A 17,324-nucleotide genomic window follows, 5' to 3' on the forward strand; every position below is an offset into this window, starting at 1 on the left:
TGGACCGCACGGCCCGCGGCTCCGCGAGCACCTGGTGGCCGCCGCTGGCCATCATGCGGATCTCGCCGTCCGCGTTGATCTCCGCGCGGACGATCCCGGTGTCGTCCTCGTATACGGGGCTGCCGCCGGCGCCGGAGGTCCCGGTGCGGTGGACGACGACGGTGTCGCCCTCGTTCGCAGCGGGCTCCTCGAATACCAGCTCGTACCGTTCGGGGTACTCCATGGTGCCTCCCGACCAGGCCGTGGGCGCGGTGCACCGTCGGGCCTGCCTCTCTGGGCTCCTACCGATTTTCCACCCGCCGCCCCGCGAGCGCCTCCCCGCCGGCCGGAAGCCAAGGCGCATACGGGCCACGGCGGCATGTCGCCCCCCCCTCGACGACGACCCAGAGCAACCGCCGCGTGCGGAGGGTGACCGTGGGGGGCTCAGCCGAGCAGGCCGGCCTCGTAGCCGGCGGCCACCGCGGCGGCGCGGTCGCGGACGCCCAACTTCGCGTACAGGTGCAGCAGATGGGTCTTGACCGTCGCCTCGCTGATGAACAGCCGCCTGGCCGCCTCCCTGTTGGTGGTGCCGGCGGCGACCAGCCGGAGCACTTCCAGCTCCCGGTCGGTGACCGCCTCGCGCGGCTCGGCGGCGGGCGCCCTGACGTGGCCGATCAGCTTCTGGGCGACGGATCGCCTCGACGCCGCTCATCCGGGGCGCGCCGCGCCGGGGTCACTCGGGCCACGGGGAGTCGAGGATCGTCGTCACGAAGTCGCCGCGCTCGAAGCCCGGCAGGTAGGCGGCGAGGACGTCGGCCTTGACGTTGCCGAAGGTGGTCTCGGGCTTGGCCCGCACCCCGTCCGTGAAGGCGCCCAGGATGCGCCGCTTGAAGTCGGGGCGGGGGTGCAGCGTGGTGATCGCGGCGCGGTCGGCGTCGCCGACGTCCCCGTAGCCGATGCCGAGCACGTCGTACTCGACGCCCGCGGTCACCAGGGCGACCTCGGGCTCCATGTACTCCGGGACGCCCGGGGTGGTGTGCAGGGCGATGGCCGTCCAGACCCGGCGGATGCTGTCCTCGGGAACGCCGTGACCGCGCAGGAACCTCCTGGCCTCGTCGGCGCTGTCCACCTCGAACCGCCGGCCGCTGCCGTGGAACGCCTCGCCGAGGCCCAGGTCGTGGAACATCGCGCCGATGTAGAGCAGTTCGGGGTCGAAGCTCAGGTCGCGGTTGCGGCCCTGGAGGCTGCCGAAGAAGAAGACGCGGCGCGAGTGGTGGTAGATCAGCTCGCTGACGGTGTCGCGCACCAGCGCGGTGGCCTCCCTGGCCAGCTTGGTGTCGGGCACGGACACGCCGGCGGGTGCCGTCTCGGAGGTCGTGTCGCTGGTCATGGCTGCCACCTGCGCCTTCCGTCGGATACGAGGGCGGCCGGCCGGCCGCCCCTCCTCTAGCATCGGCGGTGTGCGGCCGCCGTGCCATGGCCGTGGGGCCGTACAGCCCACAGATCCGGACATGGCGTCGGGGCGACGACGGTGCCGCGGCCCTGGGCGTGCCCCGCGGTCAGGCGTTCGCGGGCCGGGTCAGAGGCGCCAGCCACGACGCCGCCTGGGCGACGGTGGTCGCGAGCGGGACGCCCGGCGGGGGCGGCGGGCGTCGCACCACGACCACCGGCAGGGACCGCTCGCGGGCGGCGGTCAGTTTCGCCGCGGTGGCCTCGCCGCCGCTGTCCTTCGTGACCAGGACGTCGATCCGGTGCTCACGCAGCAGCGCACGCTCGGCGTCCAGGGTGAACGGGCCGCGGGCGAGCAGGACATGACGCCGGGCCGGCAGCGGCGCGGCGGGCGGCTCGACGCAGCGGATCAGGCAGAACAGGTCCACCGCGGCGAAGGCCGCGAGGTCCTGGCGGCCGGTGCTGAGGAAGGCGCGCGCGCCGAGCCGCGGCAGCAGGTCGGCCGCCTCGGCGAGGCTGTCGGTCCGGTGCCAGCGGTCGCCGGGCGCGGCCGTCCAGCCGGGCCTGCGCAGGGCGAGCAGCGGGACGCCGCGGCGCGCGGCGGCGTCGGCGGCGTGCGCGCTGATCGCGGCGGCGAAGGGGTGCGTGGCGTCCACCACCGCGGCGACGCGGTGCTCGCGCAGCCACGCCGCCAGGCCGTCCGCACCGCCGAAGCCGCCGCTGCGGATGGCGCCGGGCGTACCGCCGCGGGGCGCGGCCGTCCGGCCGGCCAGCGAGGTGGTGACCCTCAACGCCGATTGCCCGCAGAGGAGTTCGGCGAGCGAGCGGGCCTCGGTGGTGCCGCCGAGGATCAGCACGTGCCCTTCGGTCACCGCCGTCGCGCCGCCGTCATCGCGCGGCAGGCCGGCGCAGCAGGTACGTGTCCATGATCCAGCCCTTGCGGGCGCGGGCCTGCGCCCTGACCTCGGAGATCCGCAGGGCGAGATCCTCGTCCAGCAGCCCCTCGACGAGGATCTCGTCCTCGGTGCCGAGGTAGGCGCCCCAGTAGATGTGCAGGCCGAGGCCGGTCAGCGCGGTGAAGCCCTGGTGGGCGTCGAGCATCACCACCACGTCGTCCACGCCGGCGGGCAGGCCGCCGTCCGCGATCCGCCGGCCGGTGGTGATCTGCACCGGCCGGCCGACCTGGTTGAGGCCGGTGCGGTGCCGCGCGGCGAGGGTGGAGACGCTGCTGATGCCGGGCTCGACGGCCCAGTCGAAGGCGACCGCGCCGCGCGCGTGCACCTCCTCCAGAACCGCCAACGTGCTGTCGTACAGGGCCGGATCGCCCCAGACCAGGAACGCGCCGCTCTGACCGTCCGCCAACTCCTCGCCGATCACGCGCTCGAAGGCGTCGGCGCGGCGGCTCCGCCAGTCGCCGACGGCGGGCGCGTATCCGGGCGTGGCCGCCGTGCGGTCGCGGTCGGGGTCGCGGACGACCACCACGCGGTGCGCGCCGGAGGCGTGCTCGGCGAGGATTCCCTCGCGCACCTCGTTGAGTTGGGACTTGGCGCTGCCCTTGTCGACGAGGAAGAAGACATCGGTGCGCCCGATCACGCGGGCCGCCCGCACGGTGAGCTGCTCGGGGTCGCCGGCTCCGATTCCGATGACGTGGATCATTTTCGTCCGTTGCACGAACCGGAGTGTGGCACACGGCACGCGGCACGCATTGACGGGCTTGTTCGGGTCCCCCTACGCTTGCCGTTCGTGATGGCATGAGGAAGCCGGTGTGATTCCGGCACGGTCGCGCCACTGTGTTCCGCTCACCGCAGGTGATCGGAGAGTCAGACACTCCGCCGTCACGACGCCCCAATGATCGAGGGACGCCTGATCCCTGAAGGAGGCCCACCCCGTGAGCACTGTGTCCGCTCCCACCACCTCGGCCACTCCGGTCGTCCTGCCCGTCTCCAAGGCCGTGTTCTGGCTGGTCGGCACCGCGATATTCGCGCTCGCCGCCTACTACTTCATCGGCGTCGACCAAGGCGCCGTGTCGGTCTTCGGCAAGGACATGCACGTCCACGAGTTCGTCCACGACGCCCGGCACTTCCTCGGTTTCCCCTGCCACTGATCCCCACCGACAGGCAGAGCGGACAACTCGACATGGAAAAGCGGCTCATTCTGCGCGGCCTGCTGGCCGGCGCAATCGCCGGGATTCTCGCATTCACGTTCGCGCGGATCTTCGCGGAACCCCAGATCGCCAGGGCAATTGACTACGAGAGCGGCAGGGACGCGGCGCAGGCCGCACTCGACAAGGCCGCGGGCTTGCCCGCCGAGGCCGCGGATCCCGACCTCTTCAGCCGTACCGTCCAGGCCGATGTCGGCATCGGCGTCGGGCTGGTGCTGTTCGGCATGGCGATGGGGGCGATGTTCGCCGTCGTCTACACCGTGTGCCTGGGCCGGGTCGGCGGGCTGCGCGCCCGCAACCTGGCGCTGCTGGTGGCCGGCGGCGGCTTTCTCGGCCTGTACCTCGTGCCGTTCCTGAAGTATCCGGCCAATCCGCCGGCGATCGGCCACGAGGAGACCATCAGAGCGCGCACCGGTCTCTATCTGATCATGGTGGTCTGCTCGTTGCTCTTCCTGGGCCTCGCCGTGTGGTGGGGCCGGCGGCTCGCACCGCGGTTCGGCAACCGCAACGCGACGCTGATGGCGGCGGCCGGCTTCGTGGTGGCGATCGGCGCGGTGATGGCGCTGCTGCCGTCGCTGGGCGAACTGTCCGCCAACACGCGCGAGTACGGCCGCCACGCGACGGAGACGCCGCTGCCGCTGACCGACGCGCGGGGGAGGATCGTCTACCCGGGCTTCCCCGCGGACGTGCTGTTCTCCTTCCGGCTCTACTCGGTCGCCGCGCAGTTGCTGCTGTGGGGCGCGATCGGGCTGGTCTTCGGGCCCCTCGCGGATCGGGTGCTGGAGCCGGTGACCAGTGCGCGGCGCGTACGCGAGCCGGACCCGGTCGGGGCGTGAGCCCGTCGCCGGGCGACGCGCCGTCGGCGGACGCCTGGCAGGCGGAGTCGGCGGCGCTCGGACCGTTCTTCGCCGTCGAGTGGCACGACGACGGCCGCCACGGCGGGCCCGTCCGCCCGCCGTGGCGGTCGATGGCCGAACTGGCCGACGGTTCGCCGGTGCTCGGCGAGCGGGTCGCCGCCGTCCGCGCCCGGCTGGCCGCGGGCGGCGGGCAGCCCGCCGAGGCGGTGGAGTCGCGGGTGGCCGCCTCCGTGACACACCTGGGCCTCGTGGCCCGGGTGCTCTCCCCGTTCCTCGCGCACGCCCTGCTGCACGGGCGGGTCCCGCCCGTGCCGCCGCTGGCCGCCCTGCGCTGGCAGCCGGTCCTGGGCCGGCCGTTCCCGCTGTCGCTGCCGCGCTCCGTCACCGGCCAGGGGGCAGCCGCGCCCGCCGAGGCCGCCGCGCCCGCCGACGCACTGGCCGACGCACTCGCCGCCGGGCTGCTGGACGGTCCGCTGCGGGAACTCGCCGCCCCCTTCGCCGACCTGGGCGTGTCACCGCACATCGTGCGCGGCAACACAGCCTCCGCGGTCAACGGCGCCGCGGCCATGGCCGCGTCCGCCGCTCCCGGCCTCGCGCACCGGGCCCGTACCCTCGCCACGCTGCTCCTGGAACGGCCCCCGCTGCGCGGCGCGGCGACCCGCACCCCGTCAGGCGCCTTCCGCCGGCGCAGCTGCTGCCTCATCTACCGCGCGGCGCCCGACGCCGCCGGGGCGCTCTGCGGGGACTGCGTACTGCGGCGCGACTGACGGAGCGTCCCTACCCCTTCCGCACGCCTGCGGTGATGCTTTCGCACGTCATTGGCTCAAACCGGTCGCGGTCGATCCGCGACGGCCCAACCCGTGCGCCGGTGATGCGAAGCTGTGACCATGGAGGGCAATGTTCCACAGGAGACCACCAGCTTCGTCGGCCGGGGGCCGGAACTGTCCGTGCTGGGAACGGCGTTGGCGCGGCACCGGCTGATCACCCTGACCGGGGCCGGCGGGGTCGGCAAGACCCGGCTGGCGCAGCGGGCGGCGAGGGGACTGAGCGCCGCTCCGGCCTCCGTGGAGCGGGAGTACAGCGCCTACGGGCGAATCGGTTCCGCACACGACAACGACCGCGCGGCCGAACGCTTCCCCGACGGCGCCTGGTGGGCCGACCTGAGCACGCTGGACGGCCCCCATCTGCTGCTGCCCACCGTGAGCGACGCCGTCGACCTCGCCGACCACTCGCCGCGGATGCCCGTCGAGGCGCTGTGCGAATGGCTGGCCGACAAGCGGCTGCTGCTGGTGCTGGACTCCTGCGAGCACCTGGTCGAGGCGTGTGCGCACCTGGTGGGCGAGCTGCTGACCGCCGCGCCGGGGCTGACCGTGCTGGCCACCAGCCGCCGCTCGCTGTCCTCGCGCGGCGAGGAGGTCGTCGAGGTCGCGCCGCTGCCCTCCGGTGGGCCGGACGCGCTGGCGCTGTTCACCGAGCGGGTCGCCGGGCGGCTGGGCAGGGCCCCGCTGGAGGCGCCCGGTGCGGACGCGGCGGCCAGGAGCGTCTGCCGGCGGCTGGAGGGCATTCCGCTGGCCATCGAGCTGGCGGCGGCCCAGGTCGGGCCCGCCTCGGTCGCCGACGTGTCCGAGCGGCTCGGCTCCCGCTTCGACGTGCTGGCCCGCTCGGACTTCGTCTGGCCGCGTCGCCACCAGACGCTGCGCACCGCGATCGGCTGGAGCCACGAACTGTGCGCGCCGCTGGAGCGGTTGCTGTGGGCCCGGCTCAGCGTCTTCCGCGGGTCCTTCGACCTCGCCGCCGCCAGGGCCGTCGCGGTCGGCGGGCCGCTCGGCGCCGCCGACGTGGCGCCGGCCCTGCGGCGGCTGGTCGCCCAGTCGGTGGTGGCCCGTACGGACGGCGAGTCCGGTGAGCGGTTCCGGATGCTCGACACCATCCGCGAGTACGGCCAGGACTGGCTGGGCGAGCTGGGCGAGGCCGAGGCGACCGCACGGCGCCACGCCGACCACTTCACCGCGCTGGCCCGCTGGGCCGACGCCCGGTGGTCGGGCAGCTCCCAGCTCCTCGGCTACCGGCTGATCGAGGACGCGTACCCCGACCTGTGCGGCGCCCTCGACCACTGGCTCGCCCACGACCCGGCGACGGCCGCCGAACTCGGGGGCCTGCTTGTGTACTTCTGGACCTGCTGCGGCCATCTGAAGGAGGCCCGCGACTACCTCGAACGCGCCCTGGAGCTGCATACCGCGCCCGGCCCCGACCGCACCCGCGCGCTGATCGGACTCGGCGCGACCATCACCCTGCAAGGGGACTACGAGACCGCCGCCGCGATCAGCGCCGAGGTGCGCGCGGCCGTCGAGGCGGGCGGCGACCAGGTCGAGGAGCGCATCGGCGCGGCCTGCCTCACCGGGCTGCTCGGCATGCTCATGGGAGAGCCGGCCAAGGCCCTCGCCGCGGTGCGCGACGCGCTGGCGGCGGCCCCCGGCAGCCCCTTCGACTCCCCCGACCGGCTGCGCTGCGCCCTGGTGGAGGTGCTGTCGCTGACCGCGCTGGGGTCCTTCGACGAAGGCCGCACGCTGGCGCTGGCGTTACGCGAGCAGTGCGTGCGCACCGGCGAGGTCTGGACCCGCTCCTATCTGGACTACCAGCTCTCCGTGGTGGCGCTTTTCTCGTCCTCCCCGACCGACGCGGTCGGCTACGCCCGCACCATGCTGGAGAGCAAGCGCCTGCTCGGCGACGCCTTCGGGATCGCGCTGGGTCTGGACGTGCTGGCCGCCGCGCTGGCCGCGGACAGCCGCCCGGAGCAGGCCGCCGTCGTGTACGGGACCGGCGGGGCGTACTGGCGCAGCGTGGGCCATCCGCAGCGCGGCGCCCCGGAGCTGCAGTTCGTCCGCGAGCGCTGCGAGCAGACCGCGCGGGAGGCCCTGGGCGACGACGGCTACGCGGCCGCGTACGCGCGCGGCGCGGCGGCGCACGGGCCCGCCGCGCTCAGCACGGCGCTGCTGCCGGACGACCTCGGCCTCGACTGAACCTCCGTCGGGCACCTCCGCCGGGCGGACACCTGACGCCACCGCGCGCCCGCACGACCGGGCGGGCCCGCGCGGCCTCACTCGTGCGGCACCACCGCCACCGGCGTCAGCGCACGGTGCAGCACCGAGTGCGAGGTCGCGCCGATGTGCGCGGCGACCCGGGAGGCGCGCGGGCGGCGGCCGATGACGAGCAGCGACGCCTGGGAGGCGGCGTCGAGCAGATGCCGGTCGGCGCGGCCCACCATGGTCTCCCCCACCACGTCGGTGTGCGGGAACTTCGAACGCCACGGCTCCAGGATGGCCGCGAGGGCGCCGGTCACCTGCGTGGCCAGGCGGTTCCCGCTGCCGTCGTCCGGCTCGCCGTCGCCGAACCCGTACGGCACCTGGGCGTTCCAGCCGTGCACCACGCGCAGGGTGGCGGCGCGGCGGGCGGCCGCCTCGAAGCCGAACTCGATCAGCCGCTCGCTGGGCCGTACCAGGTCCAGTCCCAGGACGACGTCGAGGAACGGCGTGCCGGTCGTGGCCCGGTGCCGGTCGTCGGGGCGGTGCTCGCCGGCCGCCTGGTGGCCGGCCCTGACCAGGATCACCGGCACGGGCGACTGGCCGACGACGGTGAGCGCGACCGAGCCGAGCAGGAACCCGGACACCGCGCCGGTGCCGTGCGATCCGAGCACCAGCAGGTCCGCCCGGTCGGCGGCGCCGAAGAGCACCGGCAGCGTCTGCCCGGCCACCTGGTCGGCGGTGACCCGAAGCCCGGGATGGGCCCGGCCGAGGTCGTCCGCCGCTTCGAACGGCGACCACCCCGGGTTCTTCGGGCGGGTGTGCGGGTCGGTGGGTGCCACGAGGCTGCTGCTGCCCGGCCGGGGCGCGACGGCGTTCAGCAGGTGCAGCGAGGTGCCGCGGTGCAGGGCTTCCCCGGCGGCCCATTCTGCCGCCGCCATGCTCGCGGAGGAGCCGTCGACTGCGGCGATGACGGTGCGGCGCATGATGTCCGCCTCCTTCGTCGGTCTCCCTCCCAGCATCCTGCTTCGCTGTCAGGTGTGCGGGACGACGGCCACCGGAGTGGCCGCGTGGTGCACCACCCCGTGGGTGACGGGGCCGATGTGCGTGGCGGCCGCGGCGTGCCGCGAGCGCCGGCCGACGACCAGCAGGTGGGCTCCGTGCGCCGCCTCGACCAGCCGTCCGGCGACGGGTCCGTCGACGACGTCCGCCGTGACGTCCACGCCGGGGTGGCGGGCGCGCCAGGGATCGAGCAGCGCGGTCAGCGCCTGCTGCTGCTCGGCGTGGAGTTCGCGCGCCGCGGCGGCGTCGAGGGCGGGGGCTCCGTAGCCGTACCTCTGGTGCACGTTCCACACGTGCACCACGCGCAGTGCCCCGCGGCGGGCGGCCGCCTCCTCGAAGGCGAAGGACAGCACGGGTCCGCAGCTGCGCCCGAGGTCCAGGCCGAGCACCACGCACGGCGCTGGCCTGCCGCCGGCGGCCCCGGCGCCGTCGGCGCCCCCGCGGTCCACCGTGCAGCCCGTCGTGTCGGTCGCCCTGACCAGGACGACCGGCCGCTCGCAGGACGCGAGCAGGTGCAGGCCGACGGAACCGTAGAAGAAGCCGGCGGTGCCGCCGAGGCCGCGCGAGCCGAGGACGATCATCTCGGCGCCCGCTCCGGCGTCGAGCAGCAGCCTGATCGGGGTGCCGGCGGCCTGCTCGATCGTGACGTCGAGGCCGGGGCGGCGCGCGGCGAGCGCGTCGGCGGCCTCCCGCATCCGGTTCTCCTCCCAGGACCGCAGCCGCTCGTGGCTCGATGTGAACCGGGCGCTGCTCATCGGCGGCTGCCAGACGGTGAGCAGCCGCAGCGGCGCCGCGCGCAGCTGCGCCTCCGCGCCCGCCCAGGCGGCTGCCGCCAGGCTCTCCGGCGATCCGTCCACCGCGGCCACCACGGGATGCGTCATCATCGCCACCGCCTTGTCGTGGTCAGGACGCGCCGCGCCCGCGGGCGCGGTCGGGCCCGGTGCTCCCGAGCGGCCGGGACCGGGCCGCGGGGTGTCTCCGCGGCGCCCGGCCGACGGCGGCGCGGCCGGCCTGACGCGGTGCGGACCGGGCCCGCGGTCGAGGTGCGCCGGCGCAGGGACGCGGCGTGGCCGGAGTTCCTGGAGGACTCCGCGCTGCACCTGTCGGATCTGCTGGCCGGCCACCGCGAGCGGTACCCGGACGTCGCGGTGCGGCACGAGATCCTCAGCGGTGAGCCGGCCGCCTCGCTCGCCTCCGCGGCCCGGTACGCCCGCTGCCTGGTCGTCGGCTCCCGCGGCCGCGGCGGCTTCCGCGGCACGATGCTCGGCTCGACCAGCCGCTCGCTGGTGCATCGCACCTACTGCCCTCTGCTCGTGACGCCGTCTCCGCCGGACGCCTGAGCGGGACCGGCCGGCCGGGCCGCTTCCCGCGGGTGTCCGGCGCGGGCCGGGCCGGCCGGGCCGGGCCGCCGTCCTGAGCCGGCGCCGTCGGCGCGTTCCGAGCCGGACCCGTCGGCGAGGTCCACGGTGATCTCGTGTCCCGGGGCGACGCTCGCCGTCCGCCGGGCCGGGCCGGCGTCGCCCACGACGACCGCGAGCGGGTCCTCTCCCGAGTCCGGCAGCCGCAGGTGCAACCGCCCCTGCTTCACGGTCAGTCCGATTCCCCGGTGGCCGCGGTAGCGCAACGAGAGGTGGTAGCGGGAGAGTTCGGGCAGTGGCGCCGGGTCGAGGCGCAGCGCGTCGGCGCGCGGCTCCAGGCCGGTCAGACCGCGCTGCACCAGGTCCAGCGTGCCGGCCATCGCGCCCAGGTGGATGCCCTCCCCGGTGGTGCCGCCCTGGACGTCGGCCACGTCGCCGATCAGGGCCTCGTGGACGTACGACCACGCCTCGGCCCGCCGGGAGCGGGCCAGCACCCAGCCGTGCACCAGACCGCTGAGAGCCGAGCCGTGGCTGGTCCGCCGCAGGTAGTGGTCGACGGTGGCCGTCCAGGTGCCCTCGTCCAGCCGGTGCCCCAACTGGGCGAACAAGGCGGCCAGTTCGGCCGGGGGAAAGAGGTAGCCCAGCATCAGCACGTCAGCCTGTTTGGAGACCTGGTAGCGGTTGACGCTGTCGCCCTCGGCCGCCAGGATGCGGTCGAGTCGGCGAATGTCGCCGTACCTCCCGCGGTAGGCGTCCCAGTCGAGCTCGGCGAGCCGGCCGTAGCCGTCGAACTGGCTGATCACGCCGTCGTGGAACGGGACGCGCAGCCGGTGTGCGACGTCCTCCCACAGCGCGGTCTCGGTGCCGTCGATGCCCAGCCGCCCCAGCAGCTCGTCACGGTGCGGCGCCGGCAGCATGGCGGACAGCTCCAGGGCGCGGCTGAGCACCCACGCGGCGGTGACGTTCGTGTACGTGTTGTCGTCGAGCCCCGCCTCCCGCACGCCGGGGTAGCCGTCGTGGAACTCGTCGGGGCCGACGACGCCGCGGATCCGGTAGCTCCCGGTCGGCGGGTCCCAGACGGCGGTGTGCGCCCAGAACCTGGCGATCTGCAGCAGCATCTCGGCACCCTGCCGGTGCAGGAAGTCGGTGTCGCCGCTGGCCAGGCAGTACTGCCAGACGTTGTACGCGACCGCGGAGCCGACGTGCCGCTGGAGGTGCAGGCGGTCCGGCACCCGGCGGCCCGAGCGCGGGTCCAGGGAGGCGCTCCGCGTCTCCTCACGGCCGTCGCCGCCGCTGCGCCAGGGATACATCGCGCCTTGCTCCCCGGCCTCGCTCGCGGCCCGGCAGGCGGCGCCCAGGCGGCGGTGGCGGTAGAGCAGCAGCGCCCGCGACACCTCCGGCAGGTGCAGGTTCAGGAACGGCAGCACGAACAGCTCGTCCCACAGGACGTGGCCCTGATACGCCTCGCCGTGCAGGCCGCGGGCGGGGACGCCGGTGTCGAGCCCCGCGGTGTGCGGCGACAGGGTCTGCAGGACGTGGAAGAGGTGCAGCCGCAGCAGGTGGCCGGCCCGGCCGGGGACCTCCAGCTCGGCGCGCCGCCAGATCCGCTCCCAGGCCGATACGTGCCCGTCGAGCAGCGCCGCGTAGCCGGGCGCCCGGGCCAGCCGGTCGAGCGCCGCGCGCAGGGGGTCGCCGATCCCCGGGTCGCGCGAGGTGTGCACGGCGACCGTCTTCTCCACCACGACAGGCCGGCCGGGGGCGATCGGCAGGACCACGGTGTGCGTCGCGCCGTCCGGCCCGGCGGCGTCCCACGAGGTGACCTCGGTGCCCTCCTCGACGCGGGTGCGGGCGGCCAGCGCGACCTCGACGCCGGAGGAGGCGGTGCGGCAGCTCAGCCAGACGGTGGCGGGCGGCGCTGCGCCGGTGCGCAGGCCGGCGAGGTGGCGGCCGTCGGAGTCCTGGTGGCGCTCGGCGCCCTGGTTGGCGACGTCGCCGTCCAGCGCGGACTCGACCTCGACCAGGCCGGCCCAGCCGTCGGCCTCGACGCGTATCCGCTGGGCGGCGAGGTGCGGGTCGCCCATGTGCACCAGCCGCGCCTCCTCGACGACGATGGTCCGGCCGTCGTCGTCGCGCAGCCGCATCCGCCGGGTCATCGTGCCGTGCCGCAGGTGGACGTCCTGCCGGTAGCCGAGCACGGCGCAGTCGTCCGGCGACACCCAGGTGCCGCCCCTGGCCCGCACCCGCACCGGCAGCCAGTTGGGCAGGTTCACGAGCTCCTCGCGCCCGACCGCCGCGCCCTCGCGCTCCGGGCCGTCGGCGTCCGGGCCCCGGGCGCCCTCGCTCCCCTCGTCCGGGCCCCGGCCCTTCGAGGCCAGCCGGTCGTAGCAGCCGGCCGCGTAGGTGCCCGGGTAGTGCACCGGTCCGGCGCGCGCCTCAGCGGCCGCGCCGCGCGTGGCGACGTATCCGTTGCCGAGCGTGCACAGGGACTCGCGCAGTCGTTCCTGGGCTGCGTCGTAACCCTCGTACCGCCACATCCAGCCCTCTGTCATGAGCGGTCCTTCCGTGCCCGCTATCCATCGCAGCACAACCGGGGCATTCCACAACTCGGGGGCGGTTCAGCCGGCGGCTCGGCCCGGCCGCTCGCCCGGCGGGCACGCCGCGCGTCAGTCCGTTCCCGGTGCCCGCTGCGCGGACGCGCGGCCCACCACCACCGTGGCGTGCATGTCCTCGTCGGTGGCGACGTCCGGGGTCAGGCCGGCCCGGCGCAGGATGCGTACGGCCTCCCGGGCCTGGCGCTCGGTGGTCTCGAAGAGGAGGGCGCCGCCGGGGGCGAGCCACCGCGGGGCCCCGGCGACGACGCGGCGCAGCACGTCCAGCCCGTCGGGGCCGCCGTCCAGGGCGAGCGGCGCCTCGTGGTCGCGCGCCTCGGCGGGCAGCAGCGGGACCTCGGCGGTGGGGACGTACGGCACGTTGGCGGCCAGCAGGTCCACGCGGCCGCGCAGCCGGCCGGGCAGCGGGGCGTAGAGGTCGCCCTCGTAGGCGGTACCGCCGAGCGGGGCGACGTTGCGGCGGGCGCAGCGGACGGCGGCCGCGTCGAGGTCGGCGGCGTGCAGCTCCACGCCGCGCAGGCCGGTGGCGAGGGCGGCGCCGACCGCACCCGAGCCGCAGCACAGGTCGAGCACGACGGCGCCCTCGCGGCCGAGCGCGAGGGCGCGGTCGACCAGGAACTCGGTGCGGCGGCGGGGGACGAACACCCCGGGGTCCACCGCGATCCTCAGCCCGGCGAACTCGGCCCAGCCGACGACGTGTTCGAGCGGCAGCCCGGACGCGCGCAGGGCGACCTTGGCGGCGAGGTCGGCCGGGCCGTCCGCGGCCTCGATCAGCAGCCGCGCCTCCTCCTCGGCGAAGACGCAGCCGGCGGCCCGCAGCGCGGCGACCGTCTGCGCGGTGGCACCCGCGAGCGGGCGGGGCGTCGGGGGGCGGGACGCCGGCGGGCCGGTGCGGTCAGCGGCGGAGGCGGGTGCGGAGGCGGCGGTGGATCGCGGTGCCGTGGAGTCGGGCATGGGAAGCCTTTCGGGAGCCTGTGGACGCTCCCCGGCCTGCGGCGCGAAGGTGTCGCGCTCAGTCGGCGCGGCCGCGGGGCGGGAGTGTCCGGTCTGCGGTTGCGGTGATCGGTCCCACCTCCTCGGCTCGTCGCGGGCGGCGCACAGGGCGCGCCGCGGGCCTCAACCTACCGCACCGCGCCGGCCGCGGCCACGGCCGGGCCGGCACGGCCGGATACCCGCCGCCAGGGTAATGGAACGGTTAAGCATCAGCGCCGATTCGCTCCCAGTGATGCCCCGCAAACCAGCGTGACAGCAACGCCGTCCGCCTACTCAATCGCTTGAGCAGCGCCCCGCGCGACTCGTCCCCTCCCGGGCGGGGTCGGCCCGACGTCGTGACAACGGAGATGGTGCCCGGGGAGCGCAGAGCACCGACCGGCTCGCTGCTCGCCGCCATGGCGCTGCTGGCGACGGCCTGCGGCGGCGGCTCCTCGGGCGGCGGTTCCGCCGCCTCCCCCGCCGACCCGTCCACCGTGACCGGCGACATCAAGGTCCCCACCCAGCGGACCGACCTCCGGGTGGGCGCCGGGCCGGAGCGCCGCGCCGGCCGGTTGTCACAGGCCCGGGCGATACTCGTGCCGTCGACGGCGCCGCGGGGGCGCCGCGCAGAAGAGGAGCGCGCCATGGCCGAGGTGCTGTTGTTCCATCACGCGCAGGGACTGACGCCCGGCGTCCGGGAGTTCGCCGCGGGGCTGGAGCAGGCCGGCCACACCGTCCACCTCCCCGACCTCTACGAGGGACGGGTCTTCGGCGACCTGGAGGCGGGCGTCGGGCACGCCCGGGAGATCGGCTTCGGGACGATCGCCGAACGCGGCCGGGCCGTCGCGCAGGAGCTGCCGGCCGGTCTCGTCTACGCCGGGTTCTCACTCGGCGTGCTGCCCGCGCAGCTGCTCGCGCAGACCAGGGAGGGAGCGGTCGGCGCGCTGTTCATGGAGGCGTGCGTCCCGCTCGCGGAGTTCGGCGGCGCCTGGCCGAAGGGCGTCCCGGTCCAGGTGCACGGCATGGAGCGGGACGCCTCCTTCGCCGGCGAGGGCGACCTCGACGCGGCGCGCGAGCTGGTCGCCGCGGCCGACGCCGCGGAGCTGTACCTCTACCCCGGCGACGGCCACCTGTTCGCCGACCGCGGCCTGCCCTCGTACGACCGGCCCGCGGCGGAGCTGCTCACCGAGCGGGTGCTGGGGTTCCTCGACACGGTCGGGTGACCCTGCCGTGGCGGCGGCCGGGAGGGGCGGTCAGCCGGCGGGGCGCTGCCGGCCGGCCACCGCGTCGTTGACGGTGAAGAGGGCTGCCGCCGCGGCGTCGGGGCCGGGCCGCTCCCAGCCGCGCACCGTGATCGTCGTGCTCTCGCCCGGCAGCAGGGTGGCCAGGCCGCGGTCCGCGGCGGCGTGCGGGCCGAGCCGGTCCGCCTGAAGCAGTAGGTCGCGCAGCAGGGTGCGGGCGGTCACAGTGACCTCGGCGGTGCCGCCCGCGGCGGCCACCTCGATGTCCCAGCGCGGCGCCGGATAGGCGAAGTCCTTGTCCGGCACCGCGAACCAGTGGGCGCGCAGGCCGTCCGCCACCGCGACGAGCAGCTCCTTGTCGGCGCCCGCCGGAGGCCGCAGGTCCGGCGGCACCGGGGCCTGGGCGACGGTGCGCGCGCCGGCGGTGAACTCCTGCCGCGCCTCGGCGAGCACGGTGCCGTCCACCGCGACCCTGCGCAGCACCACCGTGCCCGTCCACTCCTCGGCGCTCTGGTTGACCAGGACCGCGGTCAGGCCGCCGGGACGCTCCTGGACGGTGAGCAGCCGGTCGGCGTAGAGCCGCTTCAGCTCGTGGTAGAGCGGCTTCTCCCGTTCGTCGCCGTCGACGGCGGCCCAGGAGGTCACCGGCCAGCAGTCGTTGAGCTGCCACAGGACGGTGCCGGCGCAGCGCGGCCAGTGCGAGCGCCAGTGCTCGACGCCGGTGGAGATCGCGCGGGCCTGGTTGACCTGCGTCAGGTAGTGCCAGGTGTCGAAGTCCGCCGGGACCGGGAAGTGGTGGGCCAGGCCGCGGTCGAGCTTGCCGTTGCCGTCGGCGGCCTTCTGGTGGTGGAGCATGCCGGGCGAGTCCGGGGCCAGCGGCCGGTCGCTGACGGCGCGGCGCACGGTGGCGTACGCGGGCGGCGCCTGCCAGCCGAACTCGGCGACGAACCGCGGCACTTCGGCGAGGTAGTCGCCGTAGTCGCGGCGGTTCCACACCTCCCAGGAGTGCGCGGTGCCGTGGCCGGGGTCGTTCGGGTGGTGGTCCCACGAGCCGGACCAGGGGCTGCCAGCCCAGTACGGCCGGGTCGGGTCGGTCTCGGCGACGACGCGCGGCAGCAGGCCCAGGTAGTAGCCCTCGCCCCAGGAGTCCCCGGCGAGGTCCTGCTCCCAGTCCCAGTCGCGGAAGCCCCACAGGTTCTCGTTGTTGCCGTTCCACAGCGCGAGGCTGGGGTGCGGGGCGAGCCGGGCGACGTTCTCGCGCGCCTCCGCCTCGACCTCCGAGCGCAGCGGCTGCTCCTCGGGGTAGGCGGCGCAGGCGAAGGGGAAGTCCTGCCAGACCAGCAGGCCGAGTTCGTCGCAGGCGTCGTAGAAGTCGTCGCTCTCGTAGATGCCACCGCCCCAGACCCGGATCAGGTCCACGCCGGCCGCGGCGGCCTGTTCCAGCCGGCGGCGGTAGCGGGCGGGGGTGACGCGGGAGGGGAAGACGTCGTCGGGTATCCAGTTGACGCCGCGGGCGAAGATCGGGACGCCGTTGACGACCAGGGTGAAGGCGCTGCCGTGCGCGTCGCCGGAGGTGTCGACCGTGACGCTGCGAAAGCCGATCCGGTGCCGGCTGCGGTCGAGCTCCGCCGCGCCGTCGAGCAGGGTGATCTCGCAGTCGTGGAGCGGCTGTTCGCCGTAGCCGCGGGGCCACCACAGGGCGGCGTCGGCGACCTCGGCGGTGACCGATAACGTGTCCGCGCCGGCGGGCACCTCGGCCTCGACGGCGCTCTCCCCCACCCGCAGCCGCACGGTCAGCGGGTGCCCGGCGCCCGCGGCGGTGCGCTCGATCGCCAGCCTGGCCTCGACGCGCCCCGCGGCGCCGTCCACGGTGGCCAGCGGGGTGACCCGGGCGAGCCGCGCGGTGGACCAGCGCTCCAGCCTGGCCTGCTTCCAGATCCCCGCGGTGACCAGCGTCGGCCCCCAGTCCCAGCCGAAGGAGCAGGCCATCTTGCGGACGTACTGAAACGGCTCGGGGTACGAGTTCGGCCGGTCGCCGACGAGCGCGCGGACCCGCTCGGCCTCGGTGTACGCGGAGGTGAACGCCACGGTCAGCGGCGTCCGCGCGGGGCCCGCGGCGGCCAGCGCGTCGGTGACGTCGAAGCGGTGGCCGCGGTGCATGTTGCGGGTGGCGCCGAGCACGGTTCCGCCGAGCCGCACCTCGGCGACCGTGTCCAGGCCGTCGAAGACCAGGTCGGTGCGCTCGTGCGCGGTGCCGCCCGGTGGGAGTGCGGTCTCGTACGTCCAGTCGGCGCGTCCGACCCAGGCCGCCTCGGTCTCGTTGCGGTCGAGGAACGGGTCCGCGAGCAGTCCCGCGGCCATCAGGTCGGTGTGCACGCAGCCGGGTACGGCAGCGGGGACGGTGCCGCCCTCGGGAAGGCGGAGCCTCCACCCGTCGACGACCGGCGTGACGTCCTTCATCCCTGCTCCTTGCCCCGCGGTTCCGGCGTCCGGTGGAACCGGGCTGCCACGATCGGTTAAACGGTAAAGCACGGCGAGAGCAGACGGGAAGCGGGTCGTTGACCCGATACGGCGTGTTCGCTGAACCGATCCAGAACCGATCCAGAACCGATCCGG

General features: G+C 75.3%; 15 protein-coding genes, 1 pseudogene and 1 riboswitch. Of the genes and pseudogenes, 6 read left to right on the top strand and 10 right to left on the bottom strand.

Features of this window, described 5'->3' with window-relative positions; genetic code table 11:
• The 5 genes and pseudogenes from V2S66_RS17525 to cobF all read right to left on the bottom strand — a co-directional run.
• Positions 1-223: DUF6296 family protein (locus tag V2S66_RS17525; RefSeq protein ID WP_330796493.1), on the bottom strand; the 223-nt coding region annotated here is incomplete at its 3' end.
• A gap of 200 nt (positions 224-423) precedes the next feature.
• A pseudogene (locus tag V2S66_RS17530) lies at positions 424-672 on the bottom strand (response regulator transcription factor); the annotation flags it as partial.
• 40 nt (positions 673-712) lie between these two features.
• Positions 713-1,369, bottom strand: coding sequence for an HD domain-containing protein (locus tag V2S66_RS17535; RefSeq protein ID WP_330796495.1), 657 nt, complete (start codon positions 1,367-1,369; stop codon positions 713-715).
• 169 nt (positions 1,370-1,538) lie between these two features.
• The gene (locus tag V2S66_RS17540) at positions 1,539-2,300 is read right to left on the bottom strand and encodes a cobalt-precorrin-6A reductase (RefSeq protein ID WP_330796497.1); all 762 of its coding nucleotides are present in this window, start codon (positions 2,298-2,300) and stop codon (positions 1,539-1,541) included.
• A gap of 16 nt (positions 2,301-2,316) precedes the next feature.
• Positions 2,317-3,084, bottom strand: a complete 768-nt coding sequence (gene cobF, locus V2S66_RS17545) for a precorrin-6A synthase (deacetylating) (RefSeq protein WP_330796774.1) — start codon at positions 3,082-3,084, stop codon at positions 2,317-2,319.
• Between the two features lie 47 nt (positions 3,085-3,131).
• Positions 3,132-3,279: riboswitch (cobalamin riboswitch) on the top strand.
• A 37-nt stretch (positions 3,280-3,316) separates the two neighbouring features.
• Here cobF and V2S66_RS17550 point away from each other — a divergent pair.
• From V2S66_RS17550 to V2S66_RS17565, 4 genes are all read left to right on the top strand, one after another.
• A complete protein-coding gene (locus tag V2S66_RS17550; protein ID WP_413966417.1) occupies positions 3,317-3,532 on the top strand; it encodes a CbtB domain-containing protein in 216 nt (71 codons plus the stop codon).
• 32 nt (positions 3,533-3,564) lie between these two features.
• Positions 3,565-4,425, top strand: coding sequence for a CbtA family protein (locus V2S66_RS17555; RefSeq protein WP_330796499.1), 861 nt, complete (start codon positions 3,565-3,567; stop codon positions 4,423-4,425).
• Positions 4,422-5,213 (top strand): (2Fe-2S)-binding protein, encoded by a 792-nt coding sequence (locus V2S66_RS17560; protein ID WP_330796501.1) that lies wholly within the window; start codon positions 4,422-4,424, stop codon positions 5,211-5,213. The genes V2S66_RS17555 and V2S66_RS17560 overlap by 4 nt, the downstream gene beginning before the upstream one ends.
• 120 nt (positions 5,214-5,333) lie before the next feature.
• Positions 5,334-7,466 (top strand): ATP-binding protein, encoded by a 2,133-nt coding sequence (locus tag V2S66_RS17565; protein ID WP_330796503.1) that lies wholly within the window; start codon positions 5,334-5,336, stop codon positions 7,464-7,466.
• 77 nt (positions 7,467-7,543) lie between these two features.
• Here the strand turns inward: V2S66_RS17565 and V2S66_RS17570 are convergent, their stop codons facing one another.
• Positions 7,544-8,452 (bottom strand): universal stress protein, encoded by a 909-nt coding sequence (locus V2S66_RS17570; protein WP_330796505.1) that lies wholly within the window; start codon positions 8,450-8,452, stop codon positions 7,544-7,546.
• A 48-nt stretch (positions 8,453-8,500) separates the two neighbouring features.
• Positions 8,501-9,412, bottom strand: a complete 912-nt coding sequence (locus tag V2S66_RS17575; RefSeq protein WP_330796507.1) for a universal stress protein — start codon at positions 9,410-9,412, stop codon at positions 8,501-8,503.
• Positions 9,413-9,547: 135 nt separating this feature from the next.
• On the opposite strand from V2S66_RS17575, the gene V2S66_RS17580 reads away from it, so the two are divergent.
• Positions 9,548-9,868, top strand: a complete 321-nt coding sequence (locus tag V2S66_RS17580; RefSeq protein WP_330796509.1) for a universal stress protein — start codon at positions 9,548-9,550, stop codon at positions 9,866-9,868.
• Here V2S66_RS17580 and V2S66_RS17585 read toward each other — a convergent pair.
• Together V2S66_RS17585 and V2S66_RS17590 are read right to left on the bottom strand one after the other, a co-directional pair.
• On the bottom strand, positions 9,826-12,435 hold the full coding sequence (locus V2S66_RS17585; protein ID WP_330796510.1) for a glycoside hydrolase family 65 protein: 2,610 nt from the start codon (positions 12,433-12,435) through the stop codon (positions 9,826-9,828). The genes V2S66_RS17580 and V2S66_RS17585 overlap by 43 nt on opposite strands.
• Positions 12,436-12,549: 114 nt before the next feature.
• Positions 12,550-13,449 (bottom strand): putative protein N(5)-glutamine methyltransferase, encoded by a 900-nt coding sequence (locus tag V2S66_RS17590; RefSeq protein ID WP_330796512.1) that lies wholly within the window; start codon positions 13,447-13,449, stop codon positions 12,550-12,552.
• Positions 13,450-14,111: 662 nt separating this feature from the next.
• On the opposite strand from V2S66_RS17590, the gene V2S66_RS17595 reads away from it, so the two are divergent.
• Positions 14,112-14,690 (top strand): dienelactone hydrolase family protein, encoded by a 579-nt coding sequence (locus tag V2S66_RS17595; protein ID WP_330796778.1) that lies wholly within the window; start codon positions 14,112-14,114, stop codon positions 14,688-14,690.
• A 30-nt stretch (positions 14,691-14,720) separates the two neighbouring features.
• Here V2S66_RS17595 and V2S66_RS17600 read toward each other — a convergent pair whose 3' ends face one another.
• The gene (locus V2S66_RS17600; protein ID WP_330796514.1) at positions 14,721-17,168 is read right to left on the bottom strand and encodes a glycoside hydrolase family 2 protein; all 2,448 of its coding nucleotides are present in this window, start codon (positions 17,166-17,168) and stop codon (positions 14,721-14,723) included.
• Positions 17,169-17,324: the final 156 nt, after the last annotated feature.

The sequence above is a fragment of the Actinacidiphila polyblastidii genome (assembly GCF_036353415.1).
Lineage (GTDB): Bacteria > Actinomycetota > Actinomycetes > Streptomycetales > Streptomycetaceae > Actinacidiphila > Actinacidiphila polyblastidii.

Bases quoted from the DNA above. Each gene is read 5' to 3' on its own strand.
- V2S66_RS17535 (WP_330796495.1), bottom strand. From the start codon at position 1,369: ATGACCAGCGACACGACCTCCGAGACGGCACCCGCCGGCGTGTCCGTG.
- cobF (WP_330796774.1), bottom strand. From the start codon at position 3,084: ATGATCCACGTCATCGGAATCGGAGCCGGCGACCCCGAGCAGCTCACC.
- V2S66_RS17555 (WP_330796499.1), top strand. From the start codon at position 3,565: ATGGAAAAGCGGCTCATTCTGCGCGGCCTGCTGGCCGGCGCAATCGCC.
- V2S66_RS17565 (WP_330796503.1), top strand. From the start codon at position 5,334: ATGGAGGGCAATGTTCCACAGGAGACCACCAGCTTCGTCGGCCGGGGG.
- V2S66_RS17570 (WP_330796505.1), bottom strand. From the start codon at position 8,452: ATGCGCCGCACCGTCATCGCCGCAGTCGACGGCTCCTCCGCGAGCATG.
- V2S66_RS17575 (WP_330796507.1), bottom strand. From the start codon at position 9,412: ATGATGACGCATCCCGTGGTGGCCGCGGTGGACGGATCGCCGGAGAGC.
- V2S66_RS17585 (WP_330796510.1), bottom strand. From the start codon at position 12,435: ATGACAGAGGGCTGGATGTGGCGGTACGAGGGTTACGACGCAGCCCAG.
- V2S66_RS17590 (WP_330796512.1), bottom strand. From the start codon at position 13,449: ATGCCCGACTCCACGGCACCGCGATCCACCGCCGCCTCCGCACCCGCC.
- V2S66_RS17595 (WP_330796778.1), top strand. From the start codon at position 14,112: ATGGCCGAGGTGCTGTTGTTCCATCACGCGCAGGGACTGACGCCCGGC.
- V2S66_RS17600 (WP_330796514.1), bottom strand. From the start codon at position 17,168: ATGAAGGACGTCACGCCGGTCGTCGACGGGTGGAGGCTCCGCCTTCCC.